25 protein-coding genes, 1 tRNA gene and 2 pseudogenes are annotated in these 25637 nt (G+C 73.6%); 11 read left to right on the top strand and 17 right to left on the bottom strand.

Annotated elements, in window-relative coordinates; translation table 11 throughout:
* Positions 1 to 6: 6 nt before the first annotated feature.
* The 4 genes from KUM32_RS12335 to KUM32_RS12320 form a co-directional block, all read right to left on the bottom strand.
* The gene (locus tag KUM32_RS12335) at positions 7 to 1380 is read right to left on the bottom strand and encodes an FtsW/RodA/SpoVE family cell cycle protein (protein WP_217141891.1); all 1374 of its coding nucleotides are present in this window, start codon (positions 1378 to 1380) and stop codon (positions 7 to 9) included.
* A gap of 544 nt (positions 1381 to 1924) precedes the next feature.
* Positions 1925 to 3169: a HAMP domain-containing sensor histidine kinase gene (locus KUM32_RS12330; protein ID WP_217141890.1), complete on the bottom strand. Its 1245-nt coding sequence runs from the start codon at positions 3167 to 3169 to the stop codon at positions 1925 to 1927.
* Complete coding sequence (locus KUM32_RS12325; protein WP_217141889.1) at positions 3166 to 3969, bottom strand: hypothetical protein; 804 nt, start codon at positions 3967 to 3969, stop codon at positions 3166 to 3168. Before KUM32_RS12325 ends, KUM32_RS12330 begins: the two co-directional genes overlap by 4 nt.
* Before the next feature lie 108 nt (positions 3970 to 4077).
* Positions 4078 to 4584 (bottom strand): dual specificity protein phosphatase family protein, encoded by a 507-nt coding sequence (locus KUM32_RS12320; RefSeq protein ID WP_217141888.1) that lies wholly within the window; start codon positions 4582 to 4584, stop codon positions 4078 to 4080.
* A gap of 131 nt (positions 4585 to 4715) precedes the next feature.
* Between KUM32_RS12320 and KUM32_RS12315 the strand changes: the two genes are divergently transcribed.
* A complete protein-coding gene (locus KUM32_RS12315) occupies positions 4716 to 5519 on the top strand; it encodes a nuclease-related domain-containing protein (protein ID WP_217141887.1) in 804 nt (267 codons plus the stop codon).
* Between the two features lie 13 nt (positions 5520 to 5532).
* Here KUM32_RS12315 and ligD read toward each other — a convergent pair whose 3' ends face one another.
* Positions 5533 to 6414, bottom strand: coding sequence for a non-homologous end-joining DNA ligase (ligD, locus tag KUM32_RS12310; RefSeq protein ID WP_217141886.1), 882 nt, complete (start codon positions 6412 to 6414; stop codon positions 5533 to 5535).
* Positions 6415 to 6481: 67 nt separating this feature from the next.
* On the opposite strand from ligD, the gene KUM32_RS12305 reads away from it, so the two are divergent.
* Positions 6482 to 7564, top strand: coding sequence for a Ku protein (locus tag KUM32_RS12305; protein ID WP_217141885.1), 1083 nt, complete (start codon positions 6482 to 6484; stop codon positions 7562 to 7564).
* A gap of 141 nt (positions 7565 to 7705) precedes the next feature.
* Here KUM32_RS12305 and KUM32_RS12300 read toward each other — a convergent pair whose 3' ends face one another.
* From KUM32_RS12300 to KUM32_RS12265, 8 genes are all read right to left on the bottom strand, one after another.
* Entirely contained in the window at positions 7706 to 8629 is a 924-nt protein-coding gene (locus KUM32_RS12300) for a DUF3152 domain-containing protein (protein ID WP_217141884.1), read from the bottom strand.
* Positions 8630 to 8900: 271 nt separating this feature from the next.
* A complete protein-coding gene (locus KUM32_RS12295) occupies positions 8901 to 9236 on the bottom strand; it encodes a TcmI family type II polyketide cyclase (protein ID WP_217141883.1) in 336 nt (111 codons plus the stop codon).
* Positions 9237 to 9373: 137 nt separating this feature from the next.
* Positions 9374 to 9853, bottom strand: coding sequence for an SRPBCC family protein (locus KUM32_RS12290; RefSeq protein ID WP_217141882.1), 480 nt, complete (start codon positions 9851 to 9853; stop codon positions 9374 to 9376).
* A gap of 1 nt (position 9854) precedes the next feature.
* A complete protein-coding gene (locus KUM32_RS12285; protein ID WP_217141881.1) occupies positions 9855 to 10124 on the bottom strand; it encodes an acyl carrier protein in 270 nt (89 codons plus the stop codon).
* A gap of 110 nt (positions 10125 to 10234) precedes the next feature.
* Complete coding sequence (locus KUM32_RS12280) at positions 10235 to 11515, bottom strand: ketosynthase chain-length factor (RefSeq protein ID WP_217141880.1); 1281 nt, start codon at positions 11513 to 11515, stop codon at positions 10235 to 10237.
* Positions 11512 to 12783 carry a beta-ketoacyl synthase gene (locus tag KUM32_RS12275; RefSeq protein ID WP_217141879.1) on the bottom strand — a complete coding sequence of 424 codons (1272 nt, stop codon included), beginning with the start codon at positions 12781 to 12783 and terminating at the stop codon, positions 11512 to 11514. Before KUM32_RS12275 ends, KUM32_RS12280 begins: the two co-directional genes overlap by 4 nt.
* On the bottom strand, positions 12780 to 13241 hold the full coding sequence (locus KUM32_RS12270) for a cupin domain-containing protein (RefSeq protein WP_217141878.1): 462 nt from the start codon (positions 13239 to 13241) through the stop codon (positions 12780 to 12782). Before KUM32_RS12270 ends, KUM32_RS12275 begins: the two co-directional genes overlap by 4 nt.
* Positions 13242 to 13349: 108 nt before the next feature.
* Positions 13350 to 14585 (bottom strand): SchA/CurD-like domain-containing protein, encoded by a 1236-nt coding sequence (locus KUM32_RS12265; RefSeq protein ID WP_217141877.1) that lies wholly within the window; start codon positions 14583 to 14585, stop codon positions 13350 to 13352.
* A 561-nt stretch (positions 14586 to 15146) separates the two neighbouring features.
* Between KUM32_RS12265 and KUM32_RS12260 the strand changes: the two genes are divergently transcribed.
* From KUM32_RS12260 to KUM32_RS12240, 5 genes are all read left to right on the top strand, one after another.
* Entirely contained in the window at positions 15147 to 17045 is a 1899-nt protein-coding gene (locus tag KUM32_RS12260) for an FAD-dependent monooxygenase (protein WP_217141876.1), read from the top strand.
* A gap of 169 nt (positions 17046 to 17214) precedes the next feature.
* Positions 17215 to 17928, top strand: a complete 714-nt coding sequence (gene cseB, locus KUM32_RS12255) for a two-component system response regulator CseB (RefSeq protein WP_217141875.1) — start codon at positions 17215 to 17217, stop codon at positions 17926 to 17928.
* Position 17929: 1 nt separating this feature from the next.
* Positions 17930 to 19207 carry a HAMP domain-containing sensor histidine kinase gene (locus tag KUM32_RS12250; protein WP_217141874.1) on the top strand — a complete coding sequence of 426 codons (1278 nt, stop codon included), beginning with the start codon at positions 17930 to 17932 and terminating at the stop codon, positions 19205 to 19207.
* Between the two features lie 186 nt (positions 19208 to 19393).
* Positions 19394 to 20485, top strand: coding sequence for a D-alanyl-D-alanine carboxypeptidase family protein (locus KUM32_RS12245; protein ID WP_217141873.1), 1092 nt, complete (start codon positions 19394 to 19396; stop codon positions 20483 to 20485).
* Positions 20482 to 21489, top strand: coding sequence for an endonuclease/exonuclease/phosphatase family protein (locus KUM32_RS12240; RefSeq protein ID WP_217141872.1), 1008 nt, complete (start codon positions 20482 to 20484; stop codon positions 21487 to 21489). The genes KUM32_RS12245 and KUM32_RS12240 overlap by 4 nt, the downstream gene beginning before the upstream one ends.
* A 339-nt stretch (positions 21490 to 21828) precedes the next feature.
* Here the strand turns inward: KUM32_RS12240 and KUM32_RS12235 are convergent, their stop codons facing one another.
* Positions 21829 to 22248, bottom strand: a complete 420-nt coding sequence (locus KUM32_RS12235) for a DUF4440 domain-containing protein (RefSeq protein ID WP_217141871.1) — start codon at positions 22246 to 22248, stop codon at positions 21829 to 21831.
* 147 nt (positions 22249 to 22395) lie between these two features.
* Here KUM32_RS12235 and KUM32_RS12230 point away from each other — a divergent pair, with 147 nt between their 5' ends.
* The gene (locus KUM32_RS12230; RefSeq protein WP_217141870.1) at positions 22396 to 22680 is read left to right on the top strand and encodes a helix-turn-helix domain-containing protein; all 285 of its coding nucleotides are present in this window, start codon (positions 22396 to 22398) and stop codon (positions 22678 to 22680) included.
* A gap of 206 nt (positions 22681 to 22886) precedes the next feature.
* Positions 22887 to 23033 carry a hypothetical protein gene (locus tag KUM32_RS12225; RefSeq protein ID WP_217141869.1) on the top strand — a complete coding sequence of 49 codons (147 nt, stop codon included), beginning with the start codon at positions 22887 to 22889 and terminating at the stop codon, positions 23031 to 23033.
* An 80-nt stretch (positions 23034 to 23113) separates the two neighbouring features.
* Here the strand turns inward: KUM32_RS12225 and KUM32_RS12220 are convergent, their stop codons facing one another.
* The 3 genes from KUM32_RS12220 to KUM32_RS12210 form a co-directional block, all read right to left on the bottom strand.
* A complete protein-coding gene (locus tag KUM32_RS12220) occupies positions 23114 to 23527 on the bottom strand; it encodes a PIN domain-containing protein (RefSeq protein WP_217141868.1) in 414 nt (137 codons plus the stop codon).
* Entirely contained in the window at positions 23524 to 23787 is a 264-nt protein-coding gene (locus KUM32_RS12215; RefSeq protein WP_217141867.1) for a CopG family transcriptional regulator, read from the bottom strand. The genes KUM32_RS12220 and KUM32_RS12215 overlap by 4 nt, the downstream gene beginning before the upstream one ends.
* 260 nt (positions 23788 to 24047) lie before the next feature.
* Positions 24048 to 24119, bottom strand: a tRNA-Arg gene (locus tag KUM32_RS12210).
* A 175-nt stretch (positions 24120 to 24294) separates the two neighbouring features.
* Here KUM32_RS12210 and KUM32_RS12205 point away from each other — a divergent pair.
* Together KUM32_RS12205 and KUM32_RS12200 are read left to right on the top strand one after the other, a co-directional pair.
* Positions 24295 to 24812 (top strand): annotated as a pseudogene (locus KUM32_RS12205) (response regulator); the annotation flags it as partial.
* 100 nt (positions 24813 to 24912) lie between these two features.
* Positions 24913 to 25637, top strand: a pseudogene (locus KUM32_RS12200) (hypothetical protein); the annotation flags it as partial.

The following is a 25637-nucleotide window of genomic DNA, read 5'->3' as shown; positions in this document are numbered from 1 at the left end:
CCGCTCTCACGGCGTGTCCCGCCCGGCCCCCTGGCTGCGGGCGGCGTGGCTGACCCGGATCAGCAGGGCGACGATCGCCCAGTTGGTGACGACCGACGAGCCGCCCTGGGCCAGGAACGGCATCGCCATGCCGGTCAGCGGGATCAGCCCGGTCACCCCGCCCGCGATGACGAACACCTGGAGCGCCACGATCGAGGAGAGGCCGACCGCGAGCAGCCGGCCGAAGGGGTCGCGCACGGCGAGGCCCGCCCGGTAGCCGCGCTCCACCAGCAGCGCGTACAGCAGGAAGATCGCGGTCAGGCCGAGGAAGCCCAGTTCCTCCCCGGCCGTCGCGAGGATGAAGTCGGACTTGACGGCGAATCCGATCAGGACGGAGTGTCCGAGGCCGAGCCCCGTGCCGGTCACCCCGCCCGCCGCGAAGGCGAACAGCGACTGGGCCAGCTGGCTGGGTCCCTGCCCGGCCTCGACCGACGCGAAGGGGTGCAGCCAGTCCTCCACCCTTCCGTGCACGTGCGGCTCCAGCCAGCCGACGGCGACCGCGCCCAGCGAGGCCAGCAGCAGGCCCACCGCGATCCAGCCGGTGCGTCCGGTGGCGACGTAGAGCAGGACGACGAAGAGGCCGAAGAACAGCAGCGAGGTGCCGAGGTCGCGCTCCAGGACCAGGACGCCGACGCTGACCAGCCACACGGCGACGATCGGGCCGAGGACCCGGCCGGTGGGCAGTTGCAGCCGCCACACGCGGCGGCCCGCGTACGCCAGGGCGCCGCGGTTGGCGGCCAGGTACGCGGCGAAGAACACGGCGAGGAGCACCTTGGCGAACTCGCCGGGCTGGATGGAGAAGCCCTCGACGCGGATCCAGATGCGGGCGCCGTTCACGGCCGGGAACAGGATCGGCACGGTGAGCAGGACGAGCGCGGCGGCGACGCAGACGTAGGCGTAGCGCTGGAGCACCCGGTGGTCGCGCAGGAGCAGGACGACGACGATGAACAGCGCGACGCCCAGCGTCGACCACACCAGTTGGGTGGGGGCCGCCCGGTCGCCCGGCGTCTCCAGGTCGAGCCGGTAGATCAGGACCAGGCCGAGGCCGTTGAGCAGCACGCCGATGGGCAGCAGGAGCGGGTCCGCCCAGGGGGCGCGCAGCCGTACCGCCAGATGGGCGAGGACGGCGAGCACGCCGAGCCCGGCGCCGTAACCGGCGGCGCCGGGCGGGAGGGTGCCGTGCTGGGCCAGACCGACGTCGCAGTAGCCGAACACCGACAGCAGCACGGCCATGACGATGAGCGCGAGTTCGATGCCACGGCGCCGGGCCCCACGCGCGACGGGAGCGGGTCTGTCCACCTGGGTCACGGTGATTCCGGTTCCGGTTCCGGCCTTGGTCATGTCCGGAACTTACCTAAATGGCGGGGTATGTGAACCATGGGCATCGGCGCCGGCGCGACACGGGGCCGGGGGTGGCACCGCGTCGGGCGGCCGGGCTCCGGGTGCCGTCGTCGCGGGCCGTGCGGTGGGCGCGGACGCGCTCGCCCCGACCGGCCGGGGCGTGAGGGAACCGGCCCCGCGCAGCCGGACCACGGACGGGACCCGTCTCGCCGCCCCGGGGGCGAGCGCGCCGGGATCCGGTGCGCCCGGGACCGTGGGGAGCGTGCGGCTGAACGGGGTCACGCCCGCTCAGTCCCCGGGAATGGCTGCCCGTGACGCCGTCGCGACCGGGGTTCCCGTCGCCCGCTCGCCCCGGCGGCGGACGTGGTGGCGAGGGCGGTGCGGCGGGCGAAGGGGGCGGGCGGGTCCAGCGGCGGCAAGGGGGTACCTCCCGGGAGATCCAGGTGCCGGGGCGGCCGAACATGACTAACCGCCACCTTAGGAGCGGCGGAGAGGGCTCGCCCGTCGCACTGCGCCATCGGGGAAGGAGCCGCGCCCCGGCCCGTCAGGGCCGCTCGGGCAGCGTCAGCGTGGCCAGCGCCCCGCCGTCCGGCGGGTTCGCGAACTCCAGCCGTGCCCCGAGCACCTCCGCCTGCCCCAGCGCGATGGTCAGCCCGAGGCCGTGCCCCTTCGACCCGCCCTCGGTGCGGAACCGCTGCGGCCCGTGCGCGAGGACGTACTCCGGATAACCGTCCCCGTGGTCCCGTACGGTGATCACCGGTCCGTCCACGGTCAGCACCACCGGCGCCCGCCCGTGCCGGTGCGCGTTCGCGACCAGGTTGCCGAGCACCCGCTCAAGCCGCCGCCGGTCGGTCTCCACCCGCACGTCCCGTACGACGTCCACGCGCGTGTCGGTGCCGGAACCCCGCACCACCCGTCCGGCCACCTCGCCCAGCGCCTCCACGTCCACCTCGAGCCGCTCCCGCCCGGTGTCCAGCCGGGAGATCTCCAGCAGGTCCTCGGTGAGCGTGCGCAGGGCGGCCACCCGGTCGCGCACCAGCTCGGTCGGGCGGCCCGGCGGCAGCAGCTCGGCCGCCGCGTGCAGACCGGTCAGCGGGGTGCGCAGCTCGTGCGCCACGTCGGCGGTGAACCGCTGCTCGGCGAGCAGCTTGCCCTGCAGCGACGCCGCCATGGAGTCCAGCGCGGCGGCCACCGAGGCCACCTCGTCCTGCGGGCGCGTCGGGTTCCGCGCCCGGGGGTCGTCGACCCGCGCGTCCAGGTCGCCCGCGGTGATCCGCCGCGCCACGCGCGCCGTGGTGTGCAGCCGGCGCGTCACCCGCGTCACGGCGAACGCGCCCACCAGCAGCGTCGCGCCGATCGCCAGGGCCGAGGACCACACGATCGCGCCGTCGAGCCCTTCGATGGTGCGCTCGCCCTGGGAGTGGTCGACCCGCACCGCGAGGGCCCGGCCGCCGGCGGCCGGGCCCGCCGCCCACATGGTGGGGCGCCCGTCGTGCTCGGCGAGCATCGTGCCGCGCCGTCCCGACACGGCCAGCTCCCGCAGCCGCCGGGGCAGCCCCGGGGGATCGACGCCGGCGCCCTGCCCCAGCGGGTCCCCGGCCTCGTACGCCGCCGTCGTCTCCCGCAACCGGACCAGGGCGGCCTCACGGGCCTGGCCCACGGTCTGGTCGGTCACCGAGACGTGCACCAGGACGCCGAGCAGCGCGGCGAGCGCGCAGCACATCACGGTGATGAATACGGCCGCCCGCACCGCGAGCGGACCGGCCCACCGGCGGAGGGCGAGCCTCATCGACCGGTCGCCGAGGAGGAGGCGGTCGCCGAGGAGGACGTGGTCGCCGAGGGGCGCGGGGATGCCGAGGGGCGCGGGGACGCCGACGGGCGTTTCGGGCGCTTCCCGTCGCCGCCCGTGCGCAGCAACTCGTCGCTCGTGAGGAGCATGGCCCGCTGGTCGGGGTCCCACGTCCACTGGAGGCGGTACTCGTACCCGGCGACCTCCGACGGCGACCGGACGATCACCGTCCGCCCGGCCAGCTCGACCGCGCTGACGGCGTCGTCGTAGGACATGACCCGCACGAGCCGGTTCTTCTCGACGGTGTAGACGCGCACGGCGGTCAGTTCCTGGGGCAGCAGCCGGAAGCCCAGGGTCATCTCGGGGCGTCCGTCGCCCGTCAGGTCGCGGTAGTACGGCCGGAGCACCGGGCACCGGCCGCGCCCGTCCCGCGCTCCGCAGTCGGCCATCCGCTCCGCCGTCCCGTGGTACGGCGCGTCGGCGCCCGCGTAGTCGTCCGGGTGCGCGGTGATCTCGGCCCGGACCGCGGCCACCGGGTCCGCCCGGCGGATGTCGCCGCCGGGCACGGCGACGCCCCCGACGGGTGTGTGCTCCACCTCGCCGATGTCGTAGGCCGGTCTCGACGCCGGCGTCAGGCCGGGCCAGAGCCGGGCCGGACTCTGCGCGGCCGGGGTCGCCCCCGCTCCCCGCAGCCCGCCCGTGTCACCGCACCCGGCCAGCACCCCGGTCGCCCCGGCCGCCAGGAGCAGCGCGAGGGTGACGGGGACACGGGCGGGGCGCCCACGGCGGCTCGGGAGCACTGCACTCCTGGGGTTCGGCGATCGGCGTCGGTGGTCCGGCACCGCTGACGGCGACACCTACGCTCCTTGGTACGGAAAGCCATTCTGCGTGCGCTGAGGCGTGCCGGGCTACTCGGCCAGCTCCTCCAGCAGCTGCGCGGTGGCCAGGCCGGCCCGCAGGTACTCCACGAACAGGTCGTTGTGCAGCGCCCACGGCGAGCGCCGGCCCCGGATCAGCCGGATCGCCTCCTCGGCGGTGGCGCCCCGGCGCATCAGCGTGTGGGCCACGACGAGGCCGGAGCGGTTGTACCCGTGGAAGCAGCGGACGAGGACCCTGCGCCCCTCGTCCAGCGCCTCACCGGCGGCCCGCGCCAGCCGGATCACCCCCGCGAGCTGCGTCCCGTCGAGCGGACCGTCCGGGATGGGCCACACATGGTGCTCGACACCGGCGTCCGGCCCGTGTCCGGGCAGCCGCAGCAGGGTCTGCACCACGTCGAACTCGTCCCGCACCACGGCCGGCTCGAGCTGTCCGGCCTGCCGCCGGAACTCGTGCCCGCCCATCCACAGCCCCGGCACGACCTCGTCCCACGGCCGGCCGGGAGCGGGTACGTCGGATCCCTTCCCACGGGTACGCAACGGCGCCTCCCCAGTCCCACCCGAGGGCCTGCCAACTCCTCCCCACCGTAACCGGGTTCTTGCCCCCGCAGCACCCCTCCTGCTCCCATGGTCGTGGGGCGATGGGGCATGTGGTCGCGGGGTGATGGGGCATGAACCGGCTGCGCGTCGTACCGGCCCGGCGGCACGGACGGGAACGGCTCCACGTCTGCCTCCCGGACGGCGGGAACGTCGCCTGGTACGACCGTGAGGCCGCCCGGGTCAGTCTGCTGAGCGACGACCGGAGGGACGAGGTCCTCGCGGCCCTGGGCCCCTTCCTCACCGGCCGGGTCACCGTCGGCCCGCCCCCGGTCCCCACCCGCGCCGAACTGGCCCGGCTCTCCCCCCACCCGGACGACGACCTCGCCCCCGACCGGCCCGGCGAAGCACTCCTGGTCGCCCTGGAGCGCGACCCCGGCCCGGCGCACCGGCTGCGTCCCGACCCGCGCCGCCGGGCGCTGGCGGCCGAGCAGACGGCGGGCACGGCACTCGACCGCCTCGACGGCGCCGGCCGGCACACCCTGCACTCCGTCCCCCTGCCCGGCGGCGACCGCGTCCACCACCTGGTGATCGGCCCCGGCGGCCTCTTCGCCATCCGCGTGCTGCCCGCCCGCAGGCAGCGCGTCCACATCGCCGACCCCCTGGTGACGCCGGGCCGGCGCGAACCGCGGCCCCTGCTGCGCCGGGTCCGCGCCGACGCCGACCGGGCCACCTGCGCCCTGACGGCCGAGGTCCGCCCCGTCCTGGTCCTCGTCGACCCGGCGCACGTGGTGGTGACCGCCCCGCCCCGCTCGGTCCGCGTCCTCACCGACGACGATCTGCCGGGCCTCGCCCGCCAGGGAGGCATGCTCAAACCGGCGGACGTGGCGGCCCTGTACGCCATGGCCCGGGACCGGGCCACCTGGACGCGCGTCTGAGGACCACCGCGGGTCAGGGCAGGGTCCCCGCCCGGCGCCGCTCGAACAGCGGCGCCAGCAGATCGCCGTGGTCCCGCACCCGCGGGCCGACGTCCTCCGCCCGGAAGACGAGCTGCTCCGCACGCCGGCACGCCGCCACCTCGTCCCACGTCACCGGAGTGGAGACCGCCGGCTCGGGGCGGGCCCGCACCGTGTACGGCGCGGCCGTGGTCTTGCGGGCGGCGTTCTGGCTCCAGTCCACGAACACCTTTCCCGGGCGCAGGCTGCGCGTCATCCGGTGCACCACGAGCCGCGGCAGGGCCCGCTCGGCCTCCACGGCCAGCGCCTTCGCGTACTCCGACACCCGCTCCGACGACGATCCCCGCACCCCCGCCAGCAGGTGCAGCCCCTTGGCCCCGGACGTCTTCGCGTACGCCTCGATCCCGTCCGCCGCCAGCCGCTCCCGCAGCCACAGCGCGACCTCGCAGCAGTGCGCGACCGTCGCGGGCGGCCCGGGGTCGAGGTCGAACACCAGCCGGTCGGCCTCGCCGGGGTCGTCCGCGACCCACTGGTGCGTGTGGAACTCGGTCACCAGGTTCGCCGCCCACATCAGGCTGGGCAGGTCCTGCACCAGCACCGTCCGGGCCGGACCCTCCGAGCGGGGCACCTCGGCCGTGGTGACCCAGTCGGGCGTACCGGGCGGCACGTTCTTGGTGAAGAACACCTGGCCGTCCGGCCCGTCCGGATACCGCAGGAAGGAGACCGGACGGTCCCGCAGGTGCGGCAGCAGCACCCCGGCGGTCGTCGCGTAGTAGTGCAGCAGCTCGCCCTTGGTGAGGCCGGTCGCGGGATACAGCACCTTGTCCAGGTTACTGAGGGCCACTCGCCGCCCCTCCACCTCAGTGATAGGCGCCATACCATGAGAATCTCATGTAACTCGGACAAAATGCCCGGCGGGGCAAGCGAGCGGAAAGGTGCGGCACGTGAGATCCATCTGGAACGGCGCCATCTCGTTCGGCCTGGTCAGCATCCCGATCAAGCTGGTGAACGCGACCGAGAGCCACGCGATCTCCTTCCGCCAGATCCACACGGAGGACGGCGGCCGGATCCGCTACCGCAAGGTCTGCGAACTGGAGGACCGCGAGGTCACCCAGGGCGAGATCGGCAAGGCGTACGAGGACGCCGACGGCTCGATGATCCCGATCACCGACGAGGACCTGTCGCACCTGCCGATCCCGACGGCCCGGACGATCGAGATCGTGGCCTTCGTGCCCGAGGAGCGCATCGACCCGCTCCAGATGGGCTCCGCGTACTACCTCGCGGCGAGCGGCGCCCCCGCCGCCAAGCCGTACACCCTGCTGCGCGAGGCGCTGAAGCGCAGCAACCGGGTCGCCATCGCGAAGTTCGCGCTGCGCGGCCGTGAGCGCCTCGGCATGCTCCGGGTCGTCGGCGACGCCATCGCGATGCACGGCCTGCTCTGGCCGGACGAGGTGCGCGCCCCCGAAGGGGTCGCCCCGGACGCCGGCGTCACCATCCGCGACCAGGAGCTGGACCTCGCGGACGCCCTGATGGACACGCTCGGCGAGATCGAGCTGGAGGACCTGCACGACGAGTACCGCGAGGCCCTGGAGGAGGTCGTCGCCGCGAAGGCGTCCGGTGAGGCCCCTCCCCAGACCCCCGAACCGGCGACGTCCGGCAAGGTGCTGGACCTGATGGCCGCGCTGGAGAACAGCGTGCGGGCGGCACGGGAGTCCCGCGGCGAGGAAGGGGCCGCGGAGGCCGAGGAGGCCGAGGTCAGGAACCTCCCGCGGCGCAAGACGTCGTCCCGTGCCACGCCCAAGGAGACCGGCGGCAAGAAGTCGACGTCGACGGCGGCGAAGAAGACGGCCGCGAAGAAGGCGACGGCCTCGACCGCCTCGGCGAAGAAGTCGACGGCCGGGTCGGGCCGGGCCGGCCGGTCCGGCAGGAAGGCCGCCGCCGGCAGCACCGCCGAGAAGACGACGGGCAAGGGCACGGCCACCAGGAGCACCGCGAAGAAGACGGCCTCCCGCAGGCGCAGTGCCTGACACCTCCGGACCCGGGCGGGGCGCGCACCGGCGGGTGCGGCCCCGGGGCCGCGCCCGAGGACGGCCGGCATGGACGCAGGGGATGCGGTGTTCACGCCGGCTGTCCCGCGCAGCGTCCCCACAACGCCCCCGCCGGGTGGCTCAGGGGACCGAGGGCCCACTCAGGTAGGTGCCGTCGCTGTCGTAGGGCCAGGCGTTGGCGACGCAGCCCTTGAGGCCCTTGATCTGCTGCATCATCGCCGGGGCCGGCCGTCCGGGGCCGGGGCAGGTCTCGTGGCCGTGGCCGAGGCGGTGGCCGACCTCGTGGTTGATGATCAGCGCCCGGTACTCGCCGATCGGGCCGTCGAACTGCGGGGAGCCCAGCACCCAGCGCTTGAGGTTCACCACGACGTCCGTGCCGACCGCGCAGTTCACCTCGCCCCGGGTGCGCAGTCCCGCGGCGCCGCAGATCTCGTCGACGGTGCCCGGTGTGGCGATCTTCACCACGAAGTCGTACGAGCCCGAGCTGACCAGCCGGAAGGAGTTGGTCCCGTCCCTGGTCCAGCCGCGGCGGTCGGCGAGCACGTCGGATATCTCGGCCGCCGCGGCACTCGCCCGGACGTCGATGCCCTCCTCGACCAGGACCTTGTACCGCCGGACGCGGCTGCCGGTGCCCACGGTCGAGCCGTCGGCCTCGGCGGTGACGAAGGTGCCGGGGCCGGTCGCGGGGATGTCGATGAGGGAGGAGGAGGGCGAAGGGGAGGGGGAGGGGGAGGCCTTGGCGGACGACGAGGCGGAGGGGCCCGACGTCCCGGACGGCGCGGCCGAGGGGGCGGGGCCGGCCGTGCGCTCGACGGCGTCGAGGGCGTCGGCGACGTCCGCCGCCTGGTCGTCCGTCACCGGCGGCCGGGTCTCCCGCCAGTACGCGACCGCGACGCCCGCGGTGACCAGTACGGCACCGAGGGACAGGCCGGCCAGGACCACGCGGGTGGTTCTGCGGCGCCGCCGTCTGCGGGAGCGGGACAGCCGTCCGTCACCGTCCGACGTCGTTCCTCGGCGGGGCTGGCGGGCGGTGGATCGGCCCACGACGTTGCGTCCTCTCTGCCGGTCTTCGGGGGCGCGCACAGTGCGCTTCTGCGTGCTTTTGCGCCCCTAAGATCAAAGCGGAAGGACGTGCGAAACCATCGCAGGACCTCAAGTGGGCCTTCTCACACACAAGTTCGACCTCCCGGGGCAACCCTTCGGTGACAAGAGGGGTCCGCGAGAGGTGCGCGGCCCGGTCGTCCGCGCGCACGTGCTTCGGGGTCGCCCGGCGGGAGCCGGGCGACCCCGAAGCGGTGCGGGCGGCAACGGCCCGTCAGCCGGCGGCGGTCCGCTCCCAGCGGTAGAAGCAGCGCGCCATCGCGTCCTTGGGACCGCGCCACGTCGCCGGGTCGTACGCCGAGACGTACGGTTCGAGCCGCTCGCTGACCCGGCGGAACTCCGGGTGCCCGGTCAGTTTCCCGATGGTGGGGGCCGGGTCCTCGTCACTCTCGATGAGGTGCAGGTACACGCCGTCACCGAACTCGAAGAGACTGCGCCGGTTGACGCCCACCAGATGGGGCAGTTCGCCGCGGTCGGACTCGGCGAACACCTTCGCGATGTCCGGTGCCGCACCGGGTGCCATCCGGGCGACGATCAGGGTGTGGTGCATGGGGAAGTGCCCTTCGTATCGGTGTCGGCCGGGCCGTACGGCCCGTTCGTACGGCCCGTTCGGTCGGCCCGTTCGGTCGGCCCGTTCGGTCGGCCCGTTCGGTCGGCCCGTTCGGTTCGGTCGTCGGATCGGCGGGGTCAGTCGGCGAGCACCGCGGCGGTCCGCCGCTCGCCCGCGGCCTGCTCGATCCGGTCCCGGATCAGTGCCATCTGGGTGCGCGAGTTGCGGTTGATGTTGTCGGTCATCCCCGCGTCGTCGACGGGTGCCTCCGGCTTCATCGCGAAGTCCTGGACCCAGCGCATCCGCGTGCCCTCGGGGGTCTCGCTGTACTCCCAGACGATGTTCATGTATTCGAAGGGCCCGGTCTCGACCCGGTGCGCGCGCACGGTCCGGGTCGTCGGGTCGGCGACGCGCTCGGACACCCAGCTCCACACCCGGTCCTGCTCGTCCGGGTGCATGGTGAGCCGGAACGTGACCCGGTCGCCGTCCCGTTCGAGCACGTCCACGGAGGCGTACTCGCTGAACAGCCGGGGCCAGTTCTCGATGTCGTTGGTCATGTCCCAGACCAGCTCCATCGGAGCTGCGATGGTGATCTCGTTGTCGGTGTGGCCTGCCACGTCACACTCCCGTCTTCAGGGCGCCGTTGACCAGCGCGAGGAAATCGGCGGGCGTCTTGCAGCGCTCGGCCTGCTCCGGCAGGCCCAGCGCGTACCGCTTCTCCAGCTCGGCCACGATGCCCAGCAGGCCGAGGGAGTCCAGGCCGAACGTGTCGAAGACGTCGTCGGCCTGCTGCTGGAGGGTGACCGGGTCGACGTGCACGCCGGCGGTGCGCTTCATCAGCGCCGCCAGCTCCTCGACGGTCACCTGGTAGTCCAGTTGGTCGGTCATGGGGTTGCTCCTTCACTCGGTCTGCGCGCCGGGATGCGGCGCTCACTCGGGGATGGCGTTGGTCGGGTCGGCCGGTCATGGGCCACGGGCGGTGGCCCGTGGGCCGTCACTCATCGGTCCGCGGACGGCGCGGCGCCCTGCCGGAGGACGAGCGCCGAGTTGGAGCCCATGAGCCCGCGGCCGAGGACCAGTGCCGTACGCGGCTCGGCGGGGCGTGCGCGGCCGACCACGACGTCCAGGTCGTGGCACACGTCGAGCACGTGCGGGGTGGGCGGGATCAGGCCGTGCTCCATGGCGAGCACCGCGGTCGCCACGTCCAGCACCGGAGCCGCGCAGTACGCCCGTCCGGTCCCGGTCTTGGGCGCGGTGACCGGTACCCGCCGCGCGTGCGGGCCGAGCGCGTCCGCCAGCGCCAGCGCCTCCGCCCGGTCGGCCTCCGGGACGCCGAGGGCGTCCGCGAACACCACGTCCACCTCCTCGGGCCGGCAGCCCGCCTCGGCCAGCGCGCCCTCGATGGCGCGGGCCAGGCCGGCCCGGGACTGGGCCCAGCGGGCGGGACCGGTGAAGGTCGCCGCGTGCCCGGCCACCGTCGCCCGCACCTCGGCCCCGCGCTCCCGGGCCGCCCGCTCCTCCTCCACCACGAGCACGGCACCGCCCTCGGCCGGCGCGTACCCGCAGGCCGCGGCGGTGAACGGACGGTAGGCGAGGTCGGGCTGGGTGGCGCGGCTCAGCTCCGGATAGCCCAGCTGGCAGACGATCGAGTACGGGGCCAACGGCGCCTCCGTCGCGCCGCAGACCACCGTGTCGGTGCCGCCCCGCACGGTCAGGGCCGCGTGCGCCAGGGCGTCCAGACCGCCCGCCTCGTCGGCGGCCACCACACCGCACGGACCCTTGAAGTCGTTGCGGATGGAGATCTGGCCGGTGCTGGCCGCGTAGAACCAGGCGATGGACTGGTAGGGGCCGACGTACCGCGACCCCTGTCCCCACAGGTTCTGCAGCTCCCGCTGCCCGAACTCGCCGCCGCCCGAGCCCGCGGCGGTGACGACCCCGACCGAGTACGGCGACTCGACGTCGGCACGCCCGAACCGGGCGTCGGTCAGGGCCAGGTCGGTGGCGGCCAGCGCGAAGTGGGTGAAACGGTCGGTCTGGACGAGGTAGCGGTCCTCGACCGTCTCCGTGGCGTCGAAGCCGCGCACCTCGCCCGCGACCCGCAGCGGCATGTGCTCGCAGCCGTCCCGGGTGACGGGCCCGAGGCTGCTGGTGCCGTCCGCGACCGCCTTCCAGAACACCTCGGCCCCGACGCCGTGCGGGGACACCACGCCGAGTCCGGTGACGACCGCGCGCCTGTTCTCGTCCTTGCCTCGGCGCCCGGTCCGTTGTGGTCCGCTCATCGCAGCCCTCCTTCGCAGCCGCTGAGTACGACCGCGGACTGGAAGCCACCGAAGCCGCTGCCCACCGACAGCACGTGCCGCAGCGTCCGCTCCCGTGCCTCGCGCGGCACGTAGTCCAGGTCGCACTCGGGGTCGGGGGTCGTGTAGTTGGCCGTGGGCGGCACCACCTGGTGGGCGATCGCCAGCACGCACGCGGCCAGCTCGATCGAGCCGATCGCGCCGAGCGAGTGGCCCACCATGGACTTGATCGAGCTCATCGGCGTCGCGTAGGCGTGGCTGCCCAGCGAGCGCTTGACGGCCGCGGTCTCGTGCCGGTCGTTCTGCAGGGTGCCGGAGCCGTGCGCGTTGACGTAGTCGATGGCGGATCCGTCCAGCCGGGCCATGCCGAGCGCCGTGTCGATGGCCCGCGCCATCTCCAGGCCCTCCTTGGTGAGCCCGGTCATGTGGTACGCGTTGCCGAAGGTCGCGTAGCCGGAGATCTCGCAGTACACGTCCGCGCCACGGGCCCGGGCGTGCTCCAGGTCCTCCAGGACGAGCACCGCGGCGCCCTCGCCCATGACGAAGCCGTTGCGTTCGGCGTCGAAGGGGCGGGAGGCGTGCGCGGGGTCGTCGTTGTTCGGTGAGGTCGCCTTGATGGCGTCGAAGCAGGCCATGGTGATCGGTGAGATCGGTGAGTCCGCCGCGCCCGCCAGGCACACGTCGACGCGTCCCTCGGCGACGGCGTGATAGGCGTACCCCACCGCGTCCAGACCGGACGTGCACCCGGTGGACACCGTCTGCACGGGACCGTGGACGCCGAACTCCTCGGCCACGGCCGACGACAGCGTCGCCGGGGTGAAGGCCCGCTCCAGGTGCGGTTCGGCCCGCCGGTCGTCGACGTCCCAGCGGGAGCCGCGCTCGCTGACCAGGACGTAGTCGTGCTCCAGCCGGGTGGTGCCGCCGACCGCCGTGCCCAGCGTGGCGCCGGCCCGCCAGGGGTCCTCCCGCGCCAGGTCGAGGTGCGCGTCCCGCACCGCCTCGGCGGCGGCGACCAGCGCGAACTGCACGTACCGGTCGCACCGCTGGACCGTGGCGAGACCCAGCCCGTGCGCGGACGGTTCGAAGTCGCACTCGGCGGCGATCTGCGAACGCAGCCCGGCCGGGTCGAAGAGGGAGATGCGGCGCGTCGCCGTACGGCCGTCGGACAGCAGGCTCCAGAACTGGGGCACGCCGATCCCGCCCGGGGCGACGACGCCTATGCCCGTCACGGCGACCCGACGCCGGGTCATGACACCGCCTCGGCCGCGGCGGCGGGACGTCCGTCCTGCGTGCGGTCGCGATCGGCGGGCAGGGCGTTGCCCGCCGCGTCCTCCGTGTCGACGTGGCCGAGCTCCGGACGCGGGGCCAGCGGCCCCAGGTGGAAGACGAGACGCGCCTCGACGTCACCCACGTTGCGGAAACGGTGGCGCATGTCCTGCGGGATCAGCAGACCCTGCCCGACGGAAAGGGAGTGCGGCGCACCGTTCAGGTCCACCTCGAGCATGCCGTCGGTGACGTACACGAACTCCTCGGAGTACGGGTGGTAGTGCTCGGCGATGCGGTCGCCGGGCTGCACGATGGCCACGCCCATGAAGCCGCTGGTCGACCCGGCGGTGGTGGGTGTGAGGAGGGCGCGGAGGTCTCCGCCGCGGCGGCGGTTCGGCGCGATGTCGCCGAGGGAGACGATGCGTACCTGCTGGTCTGTCATGTCGTTCACTCCGGGGGTGACGGAAGGCGATGGGGAGGGAGGAGGGGCCACGCGGCCCGGCGGGCGCGCCGTTGGGCCCGCCCCGGACGCGCGGTCCGGACGCGCGGTTCAGTAGCCGCTCGAGCGCCGGTCGGTCAGGGGCGTCATACGCGCCCGCGCGAGCAGCGCGGACAGCGCCCGGACGTCCGTCAGGGGCCCGTCGACACCGACGGCGGCGGTGTCCAGCAGCCGCTCGGCCCGGGTGATGCCACCGGTCCCGGTGGCTCCGGAGTCGTCACAGGCGTCGGCCGGCCCGTGCAGGCCCAGGACGAACGCGGGCGCGTCCTCCGGGGCACCCGCCACGTCCACGAGCCGTACGACGAGGTCGTCCCGGTGGAAGACGGTGGCGGAGAGGACCGGACTGTCCGGGGCGTGCGCGGCGGCCGCGTCCTGACGGGCCAGCAGCCGGGCCAGTTCCGGACCGGCGCCGGTCCGGACGGGGTAGAGCAGCGCGACTCGCCGTGGGTGCGGGTCGTCGGCGTCGACGGACCCCACGTGATGGACGGCCGGCATGGCGGCCCGGGTGAAGAACCGCCGGGCGGACTGCGGATCGCGAAGGTCCCGGTCCTGCTCCAGATAGGGGTTGAGTGCCTCCTCGACGGCCCGCACCCCGGGCTGCCGGGCGACGTGACGCAGGGCGGCCTGCAGGTCGCCCCGCACCTCCACGGCCCGTACGACCCGGTTGCCGTGCAGGAAGAGCGAGGTGCGCAGCAGCCGGGTGGAGTCGTCGACGTGCGCCTCGGGCGACACGTACTCGGACAGCAGCCGGGCGACCTTGTCCTCGCTGCCGGGCCGCACGGTGAAGGTCAGGGCGTGCCGGACGACGTTGCTCCCGATCCGGGGGGCGGACCGCAGCGGCCGGTCGGCCGGGGCCCGTTCGCCGGTCGTCGTCTCCCGCAGGACGCTGTAGCGCAGGGAGCGGGTGTCGCGGACGCAGTCCTGCAGCGGCTCGACGGTGTCCAGGTGCTCGTCGCTGTTGACCCAGGCCAGGAAGGGTGCCGCGCTCTCCCACTCGCTGGTGAGGAGCCACTGGGTGGGGTTCTCCAGGGACTGGCACAGTTGGTCGCTGACGTGTCCCGGCACGGCGGCGACCCGGTCGCGGATGCGCTCGTAGGCGTCCAGGAACTCCTGCTGCATTCCGTCGTGGATGTCGAGCATCAGGACGACCCGCACGCGAGAACCGTCGAACGCGGATATCGAGACGCCACCCGCGCCCGCCGCCTCCGCGGCCGACGCCGCCGGGGCGTCCATGGACAGGGCATCCGCCGACACGGTATCCGTCGCTTCGACGGGAGAGACCGTCATCCGGCCCACCTCTTCTCGGGGAACTTCCTCGTGGACTGGGCAGTGATCGCCGCGGCGCGCGCCGTGGTCGGCGGGACGCGGCGGTCGCGTAAGCACGATCGTGGGCCGTGCCCGCGGGGACCGCGAACCAGGCGGGTTAAGCGGGTGAAGCCTGCGCCGCCGCGGGCCTGGGCGGGCCGCGCGGGGCATGCATGAAGGCCCCGGCACACATCTGTCACGCGGGCCGTGGGGCGAGACCGCCGTGACGGCGGATCAGCCGGTGGGGCGAGACGGCCGTGACGGCGGATCAGCCGGTGGAGCGGGACGGCCTGACGGTGGAACAGCCGGTGGGACGGACAACGGCGACGGCAGAACAGCCACAGGACCGGCGGGACGTGACGACCGGCGGGACGTGACGACCGGCGGGACGTGACGACCGGCGGGACGTGACGACCGAGGGACGTGACGACCGCGGGACGAGAGAACCGCAGGGACGAGACAGCTGCGGGGACGAGGCAACCGCACGACATGACAACCACAGGAACTGAACAGCCGCAGGAACGAAACAATGGAGGACGAGCGATGAACGCAAGAGCCGATCGATCGGAACCGGCGGTCCACCGGGTTCCGGTACTGATCGTCGGAGGTTCCCTGGTAGGCCTGTCGACCTCGGTGTTCCTGGGCCGGCTGGGCGTCCGCCACACCCTGGTGGAGCGCCACGCCGGCACCTCCATCCACCCACGCGGTCGCGGCAACAACGTCCGCACCATGGAGATCTTCCGGGTGGCCGGCACCGAGCCCGACATCCGCCGGGCCGCCGCCACACTGGCCGACAACCACGGCATCCTGCAGACGCCCACGCTGGTCGGCGACGCGGGGGAGTGGCTGTTCAGGCAGATCGACCCGGGCAACGGACTGGCGCGCTTCAGCCCCAGCTCATGGTGCCTGTGCAGCCAGAACGACCTGGAGCCCGAACTCCTGGCGCACGCCACGAACCTCGGCGGCGACCTGCGCTTCGGCACGGAGCTGCTCTCGTTCGAGACCGACGCGGAGGGCGTCACGGCGATCGTGAAGAGCCGGGAGACCGGCGAGCACACCACGATCCGCGCGGACTACCTGGTGGCCGCCGACGGCCCCCGCAGCCCGGTCCGCGAGCAGCTCGGCATCGGGCAGAGCGGTCCCGGCGACCTCTTCCACAACATCAGCATCACCTTCCGCTCCCGCCGCCTCGCCGACGTCGTGGGCGACCGCCGCTTCATCGTCTGCTACCTGACCAGTGAGGACGCCGACGGCGCCCTGCTCCCGGTGGACAACCGGGAGAACTGGGTCTTCCACGCCCCCTGGCACCCCGAGCGGGGCGAAACCGTGGAGGACTTCACCGACGAGCGCTGCGCCGACCACATCCGCCGGGCGATCGGCGACCCGGACCTCGACATGGAGATCACCGGCAAGGCCCCCTGGCACGCCGCCCAGCGCGTCGCCCGCAGCTACCGCTCCGGCCGCGTCCTCCTCGCCGGCGACTCGGCCCACGAGATGTCCCCCACCGGTGCCTTCGGCTCCAACACCGGCATCCAGGACGCCCACAACCTCGCCTGGAAGCTGGCCGCGGTGCTGGAGGGCTGGGCGGGCGAGGGCCTCCTGGACACGTACGACGCCGAACGCCGCCCGGTCGCGGAGGCCACCAGCGCCCGCGCCGCGGCCCGCTCGGTGGAACACAGCCACCCGGGCTTCGCCCCGCCGCCGATGATGGGCGGTGGAGCGCCGGGGGGCGGTCCCGCGGGCGGCTCCGCCGGTGGTCCCGGTGGTGGCTCCGGGGGTGCCCCCATGGGTCGTGCTGGTGGTCCCGGCGGTGGCTCCGCGGGTGGTCCTGGTGGTCCCGGCGGTGGCTCCGCGGGTGGTCCCGGGGGTGCCCCCATGGGTCGTGCTGGTGGTCCCGGCGGTCCCCCCGCCGGTGGTCCTGGCGGCCCCGGCGGTGCCCCCGGCGGCGGCCCGCAGCGTGGCATCCTCAACGTCGCCCTCGGCTACCGCTACCCCCAGGGTGCGGTCGTCGGCGCCGACCCGGGCGCGCCGGTGGTCCCGGAGAGCCTCGACCTCACCGGCGCCCCCGGCAGCAGGGCCCCCCACCTCTGGCTCCGCCGGGGGGACACGGCCGACCGCCTCTCGACGCTGGACCTCTACGAGGACTCCCTGGTCCTGCTCAGTGACGCGGCACAGCACGCCGGCTGGCACGAGGCGGCCACGCACCTGGCCTCCGACCTGGGGGTCCCGCTGAAGTCGTACCGCGTGGGCGGAACCCCGGAGGCCGACCTGACCCCCGAGGACGACGCCACCGACTGGGCGAAGGCCCACGGAGTGACCCGGGAGGGCGCGGTCCTGGTCCGCCCCGACGGCTTCGTCGCCTGGCGCTCGCCCGGCCCCGCCCCGGACCCGGAGTCGGTGCTGCGCCAGGTGGTGAGGAAGGTCCTGTCCCTGGCCGGGTGACGCGGCCGAAGGACCCGGGGCCGGCCGGAGGGGGATGCCCGGCCGGCCCCGCGAGCACAGGGCCCCCACGGGCACCACTGCCTGGCATTGATCGGCGAGCTACGATTTCGCTCTGTTCCGTGCCGATGCTGCCCGGAAGTGTCGCTGTGGTGTGGTGAGAGGCTCAGTTGTGGTTGCGCTTTTGCTGGTCGAGGACGACCCGGCGATCCGGAGGTCGCTCCAGCTGGCACTGGAGCGCTACGGCTACACCGTGTCCGTCGCCGGGGACGGGCTCACCGGCCTGGAGGTGTTCCAGCGGGAGCGGCTCGACCTGCTGATCCTCGACGTGATGCTGCCGCATCTGGACGGCATCGGCCTGTGCCGCCGCATCCGCGAGGAGAGCCAGGTGCCCATCCTGATGATGTCCGCCCGCGGTGACTCCCCCGACGTGGTGTCGGGCCTGGAAGCAGGCGCGGACGACTACATCGTCAAGCCCGTGGACACCGCCGTCCTGGTGGCGAGGATCCGGACCCTGCTGCGCCGGGCCGCGTACTCCCCCGCAGCCGACCCCGGCGCCCCTCCGGCCCCGTACGGGCGCACCGGGCCGGCGGACGGCACGGCCGTGCTGTCCTTCGGCGACGTCACACTCGACACGCAGGCCCTGGAGGTGCGCCGGGGCGGCGAACCCGTCGCCCTCACCCCGACCGAACTGCGGCTGCTGCTCGCCTTCGCCGAACGCCCGGGCACCGTGCTCGACCGGCAGCGCCTGCTTCGGGACGTCTGGGACTACGGGTGGGACGGCGACTCCCGCGTCGTCGACCTGTGTGTGCAGCGGCTGCGCAAGAAGATCGGCGCCGGACGGATCGAGACGGTCCGCGGCTTTGGCTATAAGCTGCGCCGCTGACATGGCATCTGACGTGGCCCGCGCGCCCGTCCGCGCACTGCTGCGGTCCCTGCGGTGGAAGGTCGCCGCTCTGGTGACGGTGGCCTGCTGCACGGTCGCGGTGGCCGTCGGGGTCCTGGTCCACCGCGCCACCTGGGAGCATTCGCTGGGCCTGGGCAAGGGGCGCGCCGGGCAGGCACTCGACGAGGCTCTCACCGGCATGGCCCGCGGGGACGTGCCGGTGCTGGACACCTACGACATCATCCCGCCCGCCGAGGTACCCGAGGAGGTGCGGCAGCAGCTGCGCGCCGGGGACCGGGTCGTCTGGTACGACGACCACCGACCCGGCCAGGAATGGATGCACGCCGCGACGGCCGTGGACGGCCAGGTGCTGGCGGTGCAGGTGGAGATGGGCAGCGAGGTGCGCCGGCTGCGCGCACTGGACCGTGACATGCTGCAGGCCGGCTTGACCGCCCTCGTCGTCGTCGTGCCGCTGTCCGTGCTGGCCACGGAGCGCTCCAGCCGGCGTCTGCGCAGGGTGACGCGCACCGCGCGGCGGGTGGCCGACGGCGACCTCGACGCCCGCGTCGGCGCCGGTGGCCGGGGCTCGGACGAGATCGCCGAGATCGCCACCACGGTGGACACCATGGCCGCCGCGCTGCAACGGCGGCTCCAGACCGAGCAGCGGTTCACCGCGGACGTGGCCCATGAGCTGCGCACGCCCCTGATGGGCCTGGTGACCTCGGCCGAGCTGCTGCCGCCCGGCGAGGCCGCCGACCTCGTGATGGACCGGGTGCGGACGCTGCGGACGCTGGTGGAGGAACTGCTGGAGATCTCCCGTCTCGACGCCGGCACCGAAGAGGCCCAACGCGTCCCGGTGCCGCTGGGGCCGTTCGTCGAGGACGCCGTGCGGCGCACGGGGCTCGAGGCCCGGGTGTCGGTGACCGGCGCGCCGGTGGTCGCCGTGACGGACCCGCGGCGGCTGGACCGGATCCTGGCCAACCTGGTGGTCAACGCGCACCGGCACGGGAACCCCCCGGTCGAGGTCACCGTCGACGGCCTGACCGTCGTCGTACGGGACCACGGGCCCGGCTTTCCCGAGGAACTGCTGTCCGACGGCCCCCAGCGGTTCCGCACGGCGGCGACGGAGCGCGGGCGCGGACACGGGCTCGGGCTCACCATCGCGGCCGGCCAGGCCCAGGTGACCGGCGCGGAGCTGACCCTGGCGAACCACCCGGGCGGCGGAGCCGTCGCCACCCTGCGCCTGCCCGAGCAGGACGAACCGCCGGCACAGGAGTGAGCCGGCAGGGGTGAGCCGACACGGCCGAGCCCATACACGGCCGAGCCGATACACGGCTGATACGCGGCCGCGCCGCGACGCATACAGGACCACGCGTCAGTGGATGCGTGACGGCGGCGATGCCGACACCTCCCGACCGGACGATGGCACGGACATGATCGTCCGCTCTCTCCCGGAGGTGCCCGCATGGCGTGGCGCGACCACGTACCCGGCCTCGACGGCCTTCGCCGCACCGACCGGACCGACCGGACCGACCGGCCCGACCGGACCGAACCCGGCGCGACCCCCCGGGAGCCGGCCGGCCGCGGCGGGGCGGTGGCGCGCAACCGTGTGCTGCAGGGGGTGATCGTGGGGGCCGCGCTGCTGCTGGTGATCGCCTCCTGCGGGGCGTTCGGCGACGGCGCGGACCGCCACGAGGCGGCCGGCACCCGCCCCGCCGGTGAGGCGCCGACCGCCCTGTCCCTGCCCTGGCCGAAGGAGGGCCAGTCGGCGGTGTGGGCCGAGGGCCTGGGCAGCCTCGGCGCCCACGGCGGCCACGAGCCCGTGCCGATCGCCAGCCTCACCAAGATGATGACCGCGTACGTCCTGCTCCAGGAGCATCCCCTGAGCGCCACGGAACCCGGGCCCACCGTCGAGATCGACGCCACCGCCGCCGACGAGTCGGGGTCCGGCTCCGAGACGACCGCGTACGTGTGGCAGGGACAGGAGCTCTCCCAGCGACAGCTGCTGGAACTGATGCTGCTGCCCTCCGCCAACAACATCGCCCGCTTCCTGGCCCGCTGGGACGCGGGCAGCCAGGAGGCGTTCGTGGCCAAGATGAACCGCGCCGCGCGGGAACTCGGCATGGACGACACCACCTACACCGGCGCGAGCGGCGTCGAGGCCACCACCACGAGCACCGCCCGGGACCAGCTGACGCTCGCCAGGGAGGCGATGAAGGACCGGGCGTTCCGCTCGATCGTCGCCGAGCCGCGCGCGACCGTCCCCGGCAGCGGGACCATCGCCAACACCAACACCCTGCTCGGCCGCGACGGCGTCATCGGCGTGAAGACGGGCACCACCACAGCGGCGGGCGGCAACCTGGTCTGGGCGACGACCGTGACGGTGCGCGGCGCGGAGCGGCTGGTCCTCGGGGCCGTACTCCATCAGCGTGCCGGCACCAGTCCGCCGGAGGCGGGCCCGGCGGCGCGCGACGCCAGTGCCGCGCTGATCTCGGCGCTGCGCGAGAAGCTGCCGCGCGCCCTGGAAGCCCGGACGGCCGAGGCGGCCGGGCGATGATCCGGTCCCTCCCGCGGACGTCAGCGCCGACGGACCCGCCTCCCCGCCCCGGCCCCCCGCGGGCCCCGCTGCGCCGGTGGCTGCCGCTGTCCTGGCGGCGGGGCCGCGTCGTCGCCGCCCTCGCCGTCACCGTGGCCCTGGGGATGCTCATCCTTCCCCACCTGCCCAACCGCTTCGGCAACCTCGGCAGCCTGGCCCAGACCCTGCTGCCCTGGACCGGGGTGGCCGTGCCCGTCCTGCTGCTGTTCGCGCTGGCCCGCCGCTCCGCCGCCGCCGTGACGGCCCTGACCCTGCCCGCTCTGGTCTGGCTGTCCCTGCATGGCCACGCACTGCTCGACAAGGAACGCGGACGGGGCGACCTGACCCTGGTCTCGCACAACGTCGACAGCGCGAACCCCGACCCGGCCGGCACCGCCCGCCGCCTCGCCGAGTCCGGAGCCGACGTGATCGCGCTGGAAGAACTGTCCCCGCCCGCGACACCGCACTACGAGCGCGCCCTCGCCGCCGCCTACCCGCACCACGCGGTCATGGGCACGGTCGGCGTGTGGAGCAAGGTCCCGATCAGCGACACCCGGGCCGTACCGATCATGCCGTGGCCCCGCGCACTGCGCACCACGCTGCACACCCCGAAGGGCCCGGTCGCGGTGTACGTGGCACACCTCGCCTCGGTGAGGGTGCTCCCGAGCCGGGGCTTCACCACCGACCGCCGCAACGAGGCCGCCGACCGCCTCGCCCACGCCCTGAGCACCGAACCCCTGGCCCGGACCGTGCTCGTCGGTGACCTCAACGGCAGTGCCGACGACAGGGCGTTGACGTCCGTCACCTCCGGACTCCGCTCCGCACAGGACACGGCGGGCAACGGTTTCGGCTTCAGCTGGCCGGCCGCGTTCCCCGTCGTCCGCATCGACCACATCCTGTCCAGACACCTCCCCGCGACCCGCTCATGGACCCTCCCCGCCACCACCAGCGACCACCTGCCCGTCGCCGCGTCCTTCGACCTGTGACCCCAGCCGCACGGACACGCCGCGGCGACCGCGCCACCGACATCCAGCGAGCCACGCCGGCCGCCCCCTCCGGTCAGCCGGTCGCGACCCGGCCGACGGGGGGAGGGGCCAGGAGATCATCGCGCCCACTGCGACTCTTCCGGAGGGCACACGACACAAGACCCCACCCTCAGCATCGCTGCTGCTGGTGAGGTCTTGACGAAGTGCCTCGACGGACGGCAGGACGTCGCCAACCGGCCGCATCGAGGACCTGCTTCGCGCGTACGAGTGACCCCGCCTGACCGTGTCCGAGGCCCCTGGCATCCGCCAGGGGCTTCGATGTCTTCCAGGTGTGCTCGCTCAGAACGCTGGTTCCACGGGGTCCTCGGTGGGGAGCTGCTGCGCGCGGGTGCCGAAGGGGTTGTCGATGACATACCGCCAACGGCCGTCCGGACCCCGCCGGGCAACCTCGGTGGCAGTGCCCTCGACGTGCACAGCCCGTCCCTCCCGGTCGGTCCCGTCGATGGCCCAGTCGACTATCAGCAGCGCCAGGTCTCCGTTGCGGTACACGTGCCGCGGACGGACCGAGATGGGGACTCCGAGCTTTTGCAGGCGGCCGTTGGCGGCGTGCAGGTCGGGGCCGGTCACCGGCGTTCCCGGCTGCGGGACCAGCACTGCCGCGTCCTCGTAGACCTGCGCCAACGCGGTGGCGTCGCCGCTGTTGAATCGCTCGGCGAACACCGCGGGCACCTCTTCGGGCCGATCGGCCAAGGCTCGCATGATCGACAGACGTCCTTCCGGGGCGGGAGAATCGAAGTGCCCCACACGTTAGGAGGCGGTCTCGTGACTCACCGAACGGTTGGTCACCCGGCAGGGCTCCCCGACGACCCGCGCGCGCATGTCACCGCACCAACCCCCGAGTGCCCGGTGGAGATCACGCTGGCGGCCCTGCACGGCCGCTGGACGACGTTGGTGGTTCGCGAACTGCTACGTGGTGACCGCTCCTACAGCGAGCTGCGTGCGGCCCTGCCCATGTTGTCGGACAAGGTGCTGTCCGACCGATTGGCACAACTCGGCGAGGCCGGAGTCGTCGAGCGCGACCGTCGACCGGGCTGGCCACCGCGAGTGCGCTATGCGCTCACCCCGAGTGGACACCGACTCGGCCCTGTCCTGCAGGCTCTGTGGGATTGGGGGACGGATGTCTCACCATGAGGCAGCGGGGCTGAGAGCGGCTGTGCGACAAGCCCTGTTCGCTGACCGGTCGGACTGAGTCGTCTCATGCGCGGCGATGCTCCAAGATCCCGTCCACGCCTCGTCCACAGATCCCGACATACAGCCGCTCCGGGCCACACCCGCCTGCACACACGCGAAGACCCCGACCCGGCGAAAGCGCTGCTGGCGGGGTCTTTGGGCACCTCATGCAGGAGGATGTCCGCAACACGGTCACGCACTTCAACGCGCCGTCACTCAGGGCCGAACAACTCGACCTGCTCGACAGCTTCGTCTCCATGCTGCGCCTGTACGACCCTGACTACGGGGCGACCGATATGGGCTCGACCACGTAACCGGCCGTTCCGGCCGGCTGCCCTCGCGAGAATGGGCAGAGCGCGGAGACTCCGACCGCGGCCTCGACGGGGCGGAGCGGTCAGATCTTGATCACGGTCGCGCGTCCGCCGCAGAGGGCAGTGAGGTCCTCTGGGTCAGAGGTGAGGATGGTGGCCGGGCCTGGTGCGGCCAGGGCGGTCGCGGCGAGCATGGCGTCGATGGCGTACTTGTGGCCGTGCAGGCCGGCGTCAGCGAGGAGAGCGGCGGCGTGGCGGGCGATGGGCTCGGTGACCGGTTCGATGACGAGTCGGGAGAGCGTCCATTCCAGGGCCGGGCGGTTGATGCGGGGATGGACCACTTCGACGAGGGTGACCGCCGAGGTGATCACACGCAGGTCGTCGGCGCGGGCCAGGGCTAGCCAGGCAGTGACCGTACGGTCGCGCAGGACAGCCTTGGCCAGGCCTTCGCTGTCGAGGACGAGGGTGCCGCCGGGGACTGCGGGAGAGCGGGTCACGCTGCGCTCGCCCCGTGCCGGGTCTGCTCGCGACGGGCCTGGTTGAGCTGGTCGCGCAGGGACTGGATCTCGTCGTCCGTGACGGGTCCGTGCTCGGCTTCGGCGACGGTGATGAGTTCGTTGAGGTTGTCGCGTTCGATCTGGCGGGCGACAGCGGCGGCCACGTAGGCGGACAGGCCGGAGGGGCCGCTGCGGGCCTTGGCGGCTTCGGCGATGTCGCGCGGCATGGTGATCGAGTACTTGCCGGTGGGCTCACTCATGCTACTCATCCTACCCATCATCCTCCCGACCCAGCAGCTTTCCGGCTGGCATGGCTGCCGCAGGCGACGTGTCGACTGGAGAGATGCGGTGGTCGCCCTGCGGAATGCGGCAGGCCGGGGACGAGGTGCTCGAACAGTCCACAGCTAGTCCCCAGCACCTGACATATGGCCGCTCCGGGCCGCATACGCCTGCACATACGCGAAGACCCCGTTCTCAGCGTTTCCGCTGGTGACGGGGTCTTTGGGCACCTCATACAGGGTGCCCCCGGCAGGATTCGAACCTGCGCACACGGCTCCGGAGGCCGTTGCTCTATCCCCTGAGCTACGGGGGCGTGTCGGTCGCGGTTGGTGTTGCTCGCGGCGACGGGTAGAACACTACCAGCTCGTCCGGGGTGGTCATGAACGGGTTTTCGCGGACCGCGTCACTCGCGCGGGCCGCCCCCGCACCACCCGGGGTTCCCGCCCGCCGTCACCTTCCGCCCCGTTCCTCCCCCGCACGGGGCGGAAGTGGGGAAAACCCGGACGCGGTGGCCGGTCCCGACCTACTCTCGAGTTGTGCCTAGGGCGTCTGGCCGGGTTCTTGTTGTGGACGACAACAAGGTCATCCGGCAGCTGATCAGGGTCAATCTCGAGCTGGAGGGCTTCGAGGTCGTGACCGCGGCCGACGGTGCCGAGTGTCTGGAAGTCGTCCATCAGGTGCAGCCCGACGCCGTCACGCTGGACGTGGTCATGCCCCGGCTGGACGGGGTGAAGACCGCCGCCCGGCTGCGTGCCGATCCGCGTACGCGGGACCTTCCCATCGCCATGGTCAGTGCCAGTACGCAGTACGAGGTCGACGCCGGATTCGAGGCAGGGGTCGACGCCTTTCTGTCCAAGCCCTTCGAACCCGCCGAACTGGTCGCGCTCGTGCGGCGGTTGGTGGAGCGGAAGGTCCTCGGGGACGCGGGGGCGTTCCGGGAGGTGTTCGGGGTGGCGGGGGAGGAGCGGGAGTCGCCCGCTCCCGCCGCGCCGCCGACCCGTCCGGCCTGAGCGGGCGCGGTGCTCCACCGCGCTTTCCGTCCACATCCCGGGATCAGCCCCAAACCTGTTCGCGTACCCACCCCCCTCCTCCCCTACGCTTGACCCGTGACCCCCGTAGAGCTCTCCCGTACCGTGCTGCACGCGGTGCGTCGCGCCGTCGACGCGGGGGAGCTCGGTGTGACCGTCCCGGCGCGGGCCGTGGTCACTCCGCCGGGGCCCGGAGGGTGCGGCGACTACGCCACCGGCATCGCCCTCCAGCTCGCCCGGCCGGCCGGGCAGCCGCCCCGCCGCGTGGCCGAGGTGCTGCGGCCCTACCTCGTCGAGGCCGACGGCATCCGTGACGTCGTCCTCACCGGGCCCGGATTCCTCAACATCAGCCTTCACGGCACCGCGCCCGCCGCCCTCGTTCAGGAGATCCTGCGCCGCGGCCCCCGGTACGGGTACGTGGAGGAGCCCGACGGCGAGCCCGACGGCGGGATCGTGCAGCTGCACTGCCCCCACGACCTGCGTGCGGTCGTCGTCGCGGAAGCCGCCGCGCGCATCCTGCGCTCCCAGGGCGCCCACGTGCGCACCACCGCCGAGGCCTTCGACCCGGAGTGGACCGCCGCCCTCGGCGTACGCGTCGACGCGATCGGGCCGCCGGCGCCCGTGGAGGCGCTTGTGGAGGCGCCCGCGGATCTGCCCGTCACCCGCCACCCCAGCACCCGCCACCCCAGCACCCGCCACCCCAGCACCACCCGCCCCGTCGCCATCCGCCCCGTCCCCGCCCCCGGCGATCCCGACCCCCTCCGCCTCGGCCGGGACGCCGCACGCTGGGCCCTGCTCCACCC

The organism is Streptomyces sp. AC627_RSS907 (assembly GCF_019049165.1).
The sequence above is the reverse complement of the archived record's forward strand: the minus strand, read 5'-3'. Positions and strand labels throughout refer to the sequence as shown.